Here is a 9,906-nt window from a genome sequence, read left to right as displayed (position 1 = left end):
AGCTCCTCGTTGGCGACCGCCGCCGCGCAGACGCAGGCCGCGACTCCGGAGGCCAATGCCGCGACGGAGGCCAAAACGTCGACGGAGGCCAAAACCGCAGCGGAGGCCAATGGCGCCCGCGCGCGCCGCGCTGTCGAAAGCGTGCGCGTTCCCGCCGACCGGCTCGACGAATTGATGGATCGCGTCGGCGAACTGGTGATCGCCCAATCCCGCCTGTCGCAGATCGCGGCGGCGGTCGCCAACGAGGAGCTGCGCGCGGTCAGCGAGGAGATCGAGAATCTGTCCAGCGAATTGCGCGCGACCATGATGGTGCTGCGCATGGTGCCGGTCGGAACGCTGTTCGAGCGGTTCCGCAGGCTGGCGCGCGACCTTCAGCACGAAACCGGCAAGCAGATCGAGCTGGTGACGGAAGGCGAGAGCACGGAAATGGACAAGACCGTGATCGAGCGCCTCGCCGATCCCCTGGTCCACATCGTCAGGAACGCCGCCGATCACGGCCTGGAGCCGCCCGAGGAGCGCGTGGCCGCCGGCAAGCCCGAGGTCGGGCGCATCACTCTGGCGGCCCGTCAGTCCGGCGGCGAGGTGATCATTTCCGTCAGCGACGACGGGCGCGGCATCAACTGCGAGCGCGTGCGCGCCAAGGCCGAAGCCAATGGCCTGCTGGCGCCGGGGCAGACGCTGTCGGAGCAGGAGGCGCTGCAACTGATCTTCGCGCCCGGCTTTTCCACCGCCGCCCAGGTCACAAGCCTGTCGGGGCGCGGCGTCGGCATGGATGTGGTGAAGAAGACCATCGAATCCCTGCGCGGCGCCATCGACGTGTCGAACCGGCCGGGCAAGGGCGCGGAAATCGCCCTGCGCATTCCGCTCACGCTGGCGATCATCGACGGGTTGCTGGTCCGCGTCGGCGCCGGCCGTTATGTCATCCCGCTGTCGGCGGTCGAGGAATGCCTCGAGCTTTCGCCCGACGAGGATTTGCGCTCGCGCGGGCGCAGCCTGCTCTCCCTGCGCGGCGCCCTGGTGCCCTTCCTCCGGCTGCGGGAGATGTTCCAGACCGGAGCGCCGCCGGCCTCCCATCAGAAGGTCGTTGTCGTCGCCACCGGCGCCGACCGGATCGGTCTGGTGGTGGACCAGATCATCGGCGACCACCAGACCGTGATCAAATCCATGTCGAAGCTGCATGAGGACGTCGCGACCTTTTCCGGCGCGACCATTCTCGGCGACGGCGGCGTGGCGCTCATTCTCGACATCGCCAGCCTCGTCGCGGCCGGCCAGGACCAGGAGGCGCGTTTGCGCGCGATCGCATGACGACAGCCGTTCACAACCCAGCACCCAAATCGGCCCCCAAATCAGTTCCCTGGTCGGAGGCCGGCGAGATCGAGGCGCTCACCTTCGACGTGTCCGGCGAGACTTTCGCGCTCGAAGCCTCGATCGTGCGCGAAATCCTCGATCTTCTCCCCGAAACCAACGTGCCCGGCGCCCGCCCCTTTGTCGGCGCTCTCGTCAATTTTCGCGGCCGGATCATTCCGCTGGCCGACATTCGCTTCGCCTTCGGCATGCCCCGCGCCGAACCGACCATCGACAGCCGCATCATCGTCGTCGAGGTCGATGTCGATGGCGCGCCCTGTCTCGCCGGCCTGCGGGCCGACAAGGTCAACGAGGTGCGCACCCTGGCGCGCGAGGCCAGCGAGGCGCCGCCGCGCATCGGCATGGCCTGGCGGCCCGAACTGGTCGAATGTCTCATCAAGCACGGCGAGACCGTCATCATCTTCCCGGACTTGCAGGCCCTGTTCCACGCCGGCCGGACCAAGGTCGCCGGCGAGGGCGAAATCATCCACTACCCGAAATCCTGAACCTCCGGGTCAACGATTTTCACGAGGACTCCCATGCGCATCACCATCAAACTCAAGCTCGCGTTGGCCTTCGCCTTCCTCATCGTGCTGGTGGGCGGGATGGGGGCTCTGGCGATCCACAATCTCTCGGGATTGCAAGGCGCGATCACCCATCTGGTCAAAGGCCCGGCCCACGATCTCAACAATGTGCGCGGCCTCGGCACGGCTTTTCTCAGCAGCGCGCGCCATGAGAAAAACATCGTGCTGAGCAACGACCGCGACGACATCGCCAAGTTCCAGAAACTGGAGACCAAGGCCACCGAGGAGGCGATCGGCTATTCCGGAAAGTTGAAAGCCTCCAGCAATCCCGATGTCGTCAAGGACGCGCGTGAATTCGATGCGATGTTCGAACATCTCCTGCCGCTGCGCAAGAAAATCGTAGAGCTTGGCGTCGAGAACACGCCCGAATCCAACGCCAAGGCGGCGGACATAAGCCTGCACCAGGCCGCCGAGTGGAACAACAAGATCATCGCCTCGATCTCGCAACTTTCCGACAAGATCGTCGCCAACATGGCCTCCACCAGCGCGACGACCAGCCGCCAATACGAAACCTCGCGCACGGTCCTGCTGGCTTTCATCGCCGCCGCCACCCTGTTCGCGATTGTCGTGGCCGCGTGGATGTCGCTCAGCATCGGGCGCGGTCTCAAGCGCGGCATCGAATCCGCCGAGGCTGTGGCTCTCGGCGATCTGGAAAAGGAGGTCAGCTACAAGGCCAATGACGAGATCGGCGACCTCATGACCGCGCTCCGCCGCATGACCGCGAACCTGCGCGCAACCGCCGATGTCGCCGGCAAGATCGCCGACGGCGATCTCCTGGTCTCGCCAAAGCCGCTGTCGGACAAGGACACGCTCGGCCTCGCGCTGACGCGGATGGTCGAGCGGTTGCGCGCCGTTGTCACCGACGCCCTGGCCGCATCGAGCAATGTGTCCACCGGCAGCCAGCAGCTGTCCGCCGCCGCCGAGCAGATCGCCCAGGGCGCGACCGAACAGGCGTCAGCCGCCGAGGAAGCCTCGTCGGCGATGGAGGAAATGGCCGCAAACGTCAAGCAGAACGCCGACAACGCCGCCCAGACCGAAAAGATCGCCCGCCAGTCGGCCAAGGACGCCGAAGCTTCCGGCGACGCCGTCACGCGCGCCGTGGAGGCGATGAGCACGATCGCGCAGAAGATCACCATCGTGCAGGAAATCGCCCGGCAGACAGACCTGCTGGCGCTCAACGCCGCGGTGGAGGCCGCGCGCGCCGGAGAACACGGCAAGGGCTTCGCCGTCGTCGCCTCGGAAGTGCGCAAGCTCGCCGAACGCTCGCAGGCCGCCGCCGGTGAAATCTCGCAAATGTCCGGCGACACCGTGAAATCGGCCCAGGAAGCCGGCGAAATGCTGCACCGGCTGGTGCCCGATATCCGCAAGACCGCAGAACTGATCTCGGAAATCTCCGCCGCCTGCCGCGAGCAGGATATTGGCTCGGCGCAGATCAATCAGGCGATCCAGCAACTCGACCAGGTCACCCAGCAGAACGCCGGGGCGTCGGAGGAAATGTCCGCGACCTCCGAGGAACTGGCGTCCCAGGCCGAGGAATTGCAAAGCTCGATCTCCTTCTTCAAGGTCGACGCCGACGGGGAATCCCGTCGCTCGTCCGCCAAATCGCCCGCCAAGAGCGCTTCGTCCGGCGGACGCCCCCAGAAGAACGCCGCGCAAGGCAACGCGCCAGGCAAAAAGCCGACGGTGCACGCGCAACAGGAGCGCGCGCGCGGCTACGCCCTGAACCTGTCCATGGGCGGACACGACGAGCACGACCATGATTTCCGTGAAAGCGCCTGAACATGAGCCCACAGCATGAACTGCAACGCGTGGCCTTCTCGCGCGACGCCATCATCATCTTCCCGGGCTGGCGGTCCCTGTTGGACGCCTGCCTGGGCAAGGTCGCCGCCGAGTCCGCGATCCCCAGCCTTGAAGCAAGCTTCGGAACGTCCGCGGCAAGAGAATTCCACAAGGACAGATCATGCGCCTGAGCATCAAACTCAAACTCGCCTTATCCTTCGGAACCATCATCGTGATGCTGTGCGCCATCGCGGCGTTCGGATTGTATGATCTTTCGAAGTCCAACCAGACCCTGCAGCGCGTGATCACTTTCGACGCCAAGCGGCTGGAGCAATCCAGGAACCTGGAAATCCTCGTGCTCGAATCCATCAGGGCGCAGAAGAACCTGCTGCTGTCGCAGGAGCCCGAAGAGATCGCGAGAAACATATCGGCGAACGACGTCGCCATCAAACGTTTCCAAGCCTTGTGGGGTGAATTGAACGCCGGCGCGCCGGCCAAGCGCAAGGCGTACTGGGCCAGCGTCGAGGAGGCCTTCAAGGCCTATGTCGTCACCGATGAGTCCATCCGGGAAAAAATCAAGGCCAAGGATGTCGCCGAGGCGACAAAGATCGCCCTGAGCACGGCGCGCGCCAACCTGGCTCGTTTGCGCTCGACGCTCAGCGACGGCAGCAAATTCTATGTCGACGGGATGGAGAAGGCGCGCCAGGCCTCGAACGAGCAGTATGCGTTCATGCGCAATGTCACGCTCGCGACGGTGGGCGCGGCGCTGATCGTCGCGCTCGCCCTGGCCTTCTGGGTCGCGATGACGATCAGCCAGGGTCTCAAGAGCGCCGGCGCGGTGATGCGCTCGGTCGCCGATGGCGATCTCAACTGGCGCGCCGAAAAGCTTCCGTCCGACGAAATCGGCGCGATGCTGGCCTCCGTCGATGTGATGGTGGAGCGCCTGCGCAACGTGGTCGGGGATGCGCAGGTCGCCTCGGACAATGTGTCCTCCGGCGCCCAGCAGCTGTCCTCCGCCGCCGAGCAGATCGCCCAGGGCGCGACCGAACAGGCGTCGGCCGCGGAAGAAGCGTCGTCCGCCATGGAAGAGATGGCCGCCAACGTCAAGCAGAACGCCGACAACGCCGCGCAAACCGAAAAGATCGCGCGCCAGTCGGCCAAGGACGCCGAAGCCTCCGGCGACGCCGTCACGCTCGCCGTGGAGGCGATGAGCACGATCGCCCACAAGATCACCATCGTGCAGGAGATCGCCCGGCAGACAGACCTGCTGGCGCTCAACGCGGCGGTGGAGGCGGCCCGCGCCGGAGAACACGGCAAGGGCTTCGCCGTCGTCGCCTCGGAAGTGCGCAAGCTCGCCGAGCGTTCGCAATCCGCCGCCGCCGAAATCTCGCAAATGTCCGGCGACACCGTGAAATCGGCCCAGGAAGCCGGCGAAATGCTGCACCGGCTGGTGCCCGATATCCGCAAGACCGCGGAACTGATCTCGGAAATCTCCGCCGCCTGCCGCGAGCAGGACATTGGCGCGGCGCAGATCAATCAGGCGATCCAGCAACTCGACCAGGTCACCCAGCAGAACGCCGGGGCGTCGGAGGAAATGTCCGCGACCTCCGAGGAACTGGCGTCCCAGGCCGAGGAACTGCAAAGCTCGATCTCCTTCTTCAAGGTCGAGGACAACGGGGAATCCCGTCGTCCCCCCGCCAAGAGCGCTTCGTCCGGCGGCCGCCCCCAGAAGCACGCCGCCCAAGGCCATGCCCAAGGGAACGCGCAAGGGAACGCGCAAGGGAAAAAGCCGACGGTGCACGCGCAACAGGAGCGCGCGCGCGGCTACGCCCTGAACCTGTCCATGGGCGGACGCGACGAGGACGACCGTGATTTTCGTGAGAGCGCATGAACATGAGCCCACAGCATGAACTGCAACTGGTGACCTTTGCGCTCGACGCGGAGCGCTTCGCGTTCCCCGTTGGCGTCGTGCGCGAGATCCTCGATCACGCGCCCACCTTCCGCATTCCCAACGGGCCGCGCCATCTGGTCGGCCTGTGCAATGTGCGCGGACAGGCGGCGCCGGTGATCGACCTGCGCATGAGGCTCGGTCTGCCCCCGACCACGCCGACGCCCAACACGCGCGTGCTCGTGGTGGACATCACGGTCGGCGAACGCGCGCTGACCCTCGGCATCGTGGTGGATCGCGTGTTCGAGGTGATGGCGGTTCGCAAGGACGAGATCAAATCGGCGCCCGACATCGGGTCGCAATGGGCCAGCGACTATATCGAGGGCGTGGTCCAGCGCGCGGAGAGTTTTGTCGTCATCGTCAATCTCGCGCGCCTTCTGTCCGAAGGCGAGGCCGCCGTCCTGGCCGAGGCGCCCGAAGCCTGGCGCGCCGCGTAAATGGGCGGCGCCGGTCCGTTCAGGAGGAGTAAACGTGAGTTCATCCAACGTCGTCGATCGACACGCGGACGCCGATCGCCTGTCGCGGGGCGACTTCCAGCGTCTGGCCGAGTTCATCAACGCCTATAGCGGCATCAAGATGCCGGACAGCAAGCTCAGCATGCTCGAAGGCAGGCTGCGGCGGCGCCTGCGCGCGACGGGATACGCAACTTTCTCGGACTATTGCGATCATCTGTTCGATCCGGCGGGGCAGGAGAGCGAAGCGGTCTTCCTGATCAACGCCGTAACGACCAACAAGACGGATTTCTACCGCGAACCGAAACATTTCGACTGCCTCAGCGGCGAGGTCCTGCCCAATTTGCGGGAACGCGGCTACAACAGCATCCGGGTCTGGAGCGCGGCCTGCTCGATCGGCGCCGAGCCCTATTCCATCGCCATGGCCTGCGCCGAATTCGCCGCGACCAACGGGCCGCTCGCCGCCTTCATCCTCGCGACCGACCTGAGCACGGACGTGCTGCGCGCCGCGCGGCATGGCGTCTATCCCGCCGAAATGCTCGCGCCGGTTCCCGACGCCTTGCGGCGGCGCTTCGTTCGCTATTCCGCGCGCAATCATTCCGAAGTCCGCATCGTGCCGGACCTGCGGGCCATGGTCGGTTTCGCGCGGCTCAACCTGATGGACAAGTCCTATCCGGTCGGCGAGCCCATGCAGATCATCTTCTGCCGCAATGTCCTGATCTATTTCGACAAGGCGACGCAGTTTCAGGTGCTCGAACGCCTGTGCCGGCGGCTCGAACCGGGCGGCTTCCTGTTTCTCGGCCATTCGGAATCCGTCACCGGCTTCGATCTTCCGATCCGCGCCATCGGCAACACCGTTTTCCAGAGGACATGAGGAGCGCCCATGGCCAAGCCGATCCGCGTGCTGATCATCGACGATTCCGCCAGCGTGCGGCAGACCTTGACCCAGGTTCTCTCGCGCGATCCTGACATCGAAGTGATGGCCGCCGCGTCCGACCCCCATGTCGCCGCGCGCCGCATCATGGAGGAAGTTCCCGACGTCATCACGCTCGACGTCGAAATGCCCCATATGGATGGCATCACTTTCCTGAAGAAGCTGATGGCGCAACACCCGATCCCCGTGGTGATGTGCTCCTCCCTCACCACGGACGGTTCGGAGACCCTGTTGCAGGCGCTCGAAGCGGGGGCCGTCGATATCATCGTCAAGCCCAAGATCGGCGCAGCCGACGCCCTCGCGGAAAGCGGCATGATGATTTGCGACGTCGTCAAGGCCGCCGCCCGGGCGCGCCTGCGCGCCCCAGGGTCGCGGAAACCTGCGGCGCGCAAAGGCGAGAGCTATGGCGAGCCGCCGCCCAAGCTGACGGCCGACGCCATGCTGCCGCCTCCCCGCACGGGCGCGATGGCCAAGACGACGGAAATCGTGGTTTGCGTCGGCGCCTCCACCGGCGGCACCGAGGCGCTCAAGGAGCTTCTCATGGCGCTGCCGGCGAATGCGCCGGGCATGGTTATCGTCCAGCACATGCCGGAGAAATTCACGGCGGCTTTCGCCCGGAGGCTCGACGGGCTCTGCGAGGTGTCGGTCAAGGAGGCCGCGGATGGCGATCCCGTCTTGCGCGGCCATGTGCTGATCGCGCCGGGCGGGCGCCATACGCTGCTGGAGCGCCAGGGCGCCCGGTATAATGTCTCCGTGCGCGACGGGCCGCTGGTGTCGCGCCATCGGCCGTCGGTGGACGTGCTGTTCCGCTCCGCCGCCCGTTCGGCTGGACCGAACGCCGTGGGGGTGATCATGACCGGCATGGGCGACGACGGCGCGCGCGGCATGCTCGAAATGAAACAGGCCGGCGCCTTCAACATCGCCCAGGACGAGGCGAGTTGCATCGTGTTCGGCATGCCGAAGGAGGCGATCAATCTCGGCGGCGTGGACCGCGTCGTCGGACTCGATAATATCGCGCGCGAAGTGCTCTGGATCCAGGCGCGCTCCTGACGACGTCTCTCCTGACGACGTCTCTCCTGGCGCCAGTCCTCAATCGTGACCTGAAGCCCGTTCGTTCCGTGACTTTTTATGCAACGCCGCACTTTCTTCAAAGCTTGGGGACTCGACGTCCATGATCGCTCACAGAGATCTTATAGCCGCGAATGACGACGAGGCGCTGTACATCCTTGCTGTTGACGACAGCGCCTCCACGCTGGCGCTGTTGCAAAACACCATGCGAAAAATTCGCAATACAAGCACGGAGACCTGCGCGAATCCGCTCGACGCGATCGATAAATGCAAACACTTTCAGTATGATGTCGTCATCATCGATTATATGATGCCCGAAATGAACGGGATCCGACTGCTGAGCCATTTGCGCCAGATCGAAAATTACCGTTCGATCCCCATTATCATGCTGACCTCGAAAAGCGATCGCGAAATCCGAATTGACGCTTTGTCGGCCGGCGTCAACGACTTTCTCAACAAGCCCTTCGATCCGTTCGAGTTTCGGGCGCGCATCTCCAACATGCTGACGCTGCGGATCGCCCAAAGGCAGCAGGCCAGACTGGTTTCTTATCTCGGCGACGACATCGAAAAGGCGATGCGCGAAATAACCTTGCGCGAAAAGGAGATGATCTGGCGGTTGGCGCTCGCGATCGATGCGCGCGACGGGGGAACCGGGGCGCACGTCTCGCGCGTCGCCCGCATCAGCTATCGCCTCGCCCTGGGGTTGGGGCTGAGCGAGGCGCACAGCCAACTGATCTATCTCGGCGCGCCCTTGCACGACGTCGGCAAGATTGGAGTTCCGGACTCGATCCTCGGCAAGCCGGGGCCGCTCACGCCGGAGGAAGAAAAGATCATGCGCCGGCATGTGGAGCATGGGGTGAAGATCCTGCGCGATGGCGCCACGGAACTTCTCAAGGTGGCGGTGACGATTGTCGGCGGACATCACGAAAGATGGGACGGAACCGGCTATCCCGCCGGCCTTTCCGGAGAAGACATTCCCATCGAGGCGCGCATTGTCGCGGTCGCCGACGTGTTCGACGCCATTGGCACGGCGCGTCCCTACAAAGCCGCCTTGCCGTTCGAGACCGCATTCGCCCATATCGTCGCCGGCAGCGGCACGCAGTTCGACCCCACATGCGTCGAAGTGTTCAAGCAACTCAAAGGCGAGCTTCGCAAGTTGCGCGTCGAAGCGATCTGACATTTCGCGGCGTCCGCGCGAATGTGAACGCTGAACGACGCGCGCCATCGCCGCGCCAAATCCCCGTCATGAGGGATCGGGGCTTGTTGGCCGGCGACCAAACGCCACAATCATAGAAACCCGAACCGTTGTTTCAAACTCGCCCCGTTCATCTGAATAAGGCTAATGAATACTCATTATGATTTACGTGCGTAATAACAGAAAAATTGTTATTGCGCAGCGCTTAAATGAATTTAAAGCTGTTACTGACAATCAATATAGCTTGCTCTGTGCTTTAGGGGTTGGGCGTGACAACTTTATTCTGGCTTCAGACCGGCGCATGCGGCGGCGAATCCCTGGCGATCCTGTCGGCGGAGGCGCCGAGTTTCGAAGGCCTGGTGACCTCGCACGGGCTGGAATTGCTGTGGCACCCGTCGTTGAGCCATGCGCCGATGAAGCGGTTCGACTCACTTCTCGAAGCCATCGAATCCGGCGCGCAAACCCTGGACATTATCTGCATCGAGGGCAGCCTGATCACCGCGCCGCGCGGTTCGGGCCTGTTCGACTCCTATCAGGGGCGCGCCCGCATCGACATTGTCAGAATGCTGGCGGCGAAGGCCGGGCATGTCGTGGCCATGGGA

General features: G+C 64.4%; 10 protein-coding genes. All 10 read left to right on the top strand.

Translation table 11 applies throughout. The features are described from left to right. Positions 1-1,305: chemotaxis protein CheA (locus tag CCR94_RS23065; RefSeq protein ID WP_146090165.1), on the top strand; the 1,305-nt coding region annotated here is incomplete at its 5' end. Then, positions 1,302-1,850: a chemotaxis protein CheW gene (locus CCR94_RS23060; protein ID WP_104510630.1), complete on the top strand. Its 549-nt coding sequence runs from the start codon at positions 1,302-1,304 to the stop codon at positions 1,848-1,850. The genes CCR94_RS23065 and CCR94_RS23060, both read left to right, overlap by 4 nt. 33 nt (positions 1,851-1,883) lie before the next feature. Beyond that, positions 1,884-3,707 carry a methyl-accepting chemotaxis protein gene (locus tag CCR94_RS23055; RefSeq protein WP_104510629.1) on the top strand — a complete coding sequence of 608 codons (1,824 nt, stop codon included), beginning with the start codon at positions 1,884-1,886 and terminating at the stop codon, positions 3,705-3,707. Between the two features lie 2 nt (positions 3,708-3,709). Beyond that, entirely contained in the window at positions 3,710-3,898 is a 189-nt protein-coding gene (locus tag CCR94_RS23050; protein ID WP_104510628.1) for a hypothetical protein, read from the top strand. Then, on the top strand, positions 3,889-5,598 hold the full coding sequence (locus CCR94_RS23045) for a methyl-accepting chemotaxis protein (RefSeq protein ID WP_104510627.1): 1,710 nt from the start codon (positions 3,889-3,891) through the stop codon (positions 5,596-5,598). The genes CCR94_RS23050 and CCR94_RS23045 overlap by 10 nt, the downstream gene beginning before the upstream one ends. Before the next feature lie 2 nt (positions 5,599-5,600). Then, positions 5,601-6,092: a chemotaxis protein CheW gene (locus CCR94_RS23040; protein WP_104510631.1), complete on the top strand. Its 492-nt coding sequence runs from the start codon at positions 5,601-5,603 to the stop codon at positions 6,090-6,092. Between the two features lie 34 nt (positions 6,093-6,126). Further along, positions 6,127-6,981 carry a CheR family methyltransferase gene (locus CCR94_RS23035; protein WP_244594193.1) on the top strand — a complete coding sequence of 285 codons (855 nt, stop codon included), beginning with the start codon at positions 6,127-6,129 and terminating at the stop codon, positions 6,979-6,981. A gap of 9 nt (positions 6,982-6,990) precedes the next feature. After that, a complete protein-coding gene (locus CCR94_RS23030) occupies positions 6,991-8,091 on the top strand; it encodes a protein-glutamate methylesterase/protein-glutamine glutaminase (RefSeq protein WP_104510626.1) in 1,101 nt (366 codons plus the stop codon). A 121-nt stretch (positions 8,092-8,212) separates the two neighbouring features. Continuing rightward, a complete protein-coding gene (locus CCR94_RS23025; RefSeq protein ID WP_104510625.1) occupies positions 8,213-9,286 on the top strand; it encodes an HD-GYP domain-containing protein in 1,074 nt (357 codons plus the stop codon). A gap of 287 nt (positions 9,287-9,573) precedes the next feature. Next, on the top strand, positions 9,574-9,906 hold a 333-nt coding region (locus CCR94_RS23020; RefSeq protein ID WP_483414392.1), incomplete at its 3' end, for an NADH-quinone oxidoreductase subunit B family protein.

Source organism: Rhodoblastus sphagnicola, from assembly GCF_002937075.1.
Lineage (GTDB): Bacteria > Pseudomonadota > Alphaproteobacteria > Rhizobiales > Beijerinckiaceae > Rhodoblastus > Rhodoblastus sphagnicola.
Note: the sequence above shows the minus strand (reverse complement) of the source record. Positions and strands in the feature narration are given on the sequence as shown.

Coding starts and splice junctions, on each gene's coding strand:
- CCR94_RS23060 (WP_104510630.1), top strand. CDS start 1,302: ATGACGACAGCCGTTCACAACCCAGCACCCAAATCGGCCCCCAAATCA.
- CCR94_RS23055 (WP_104510629.1), top strand. CDS start 1,884: ATGCGCATCACCATCAAACTCAAGCTCGCGTTGGCCTTCGCCTTCCTC.
- CCR94_RS23050 (WP_104510628.1), top strand. CDS start 3,710: ATGAGCCCACAGCATGAACTGCAACGCGTGGCCTTCTCGCGCGACGCC.
- CCR94_RS23045 (WP_104510627.1), top strand. CDS start 3,889: ATGCGCCTGAGCATCAAACTCAAACTCGCCTTATCCTTCGGAACCATC.
- CCR94_RS23040 (WP_104510631.1), top strand. CDS start 5,601: ATGAGCCCACAGCATGAACTGCAACTGGTGACCTTTGCGCTCGACGCG.
- CCR94_RS23030 (WP_104510626.1), top strand. CDS start 6,991: ATGGCCAAGCCGATCCGCGTGCTGATCATCGACGATTCCGCCAGCGTG.
- CCR94_RS23025 (WP_104510625.1), top strand. CDS start 8,213: ATGATCGCTCACAGAGATCTTATAGCCGCGAATGACGACGAGGCGCTG.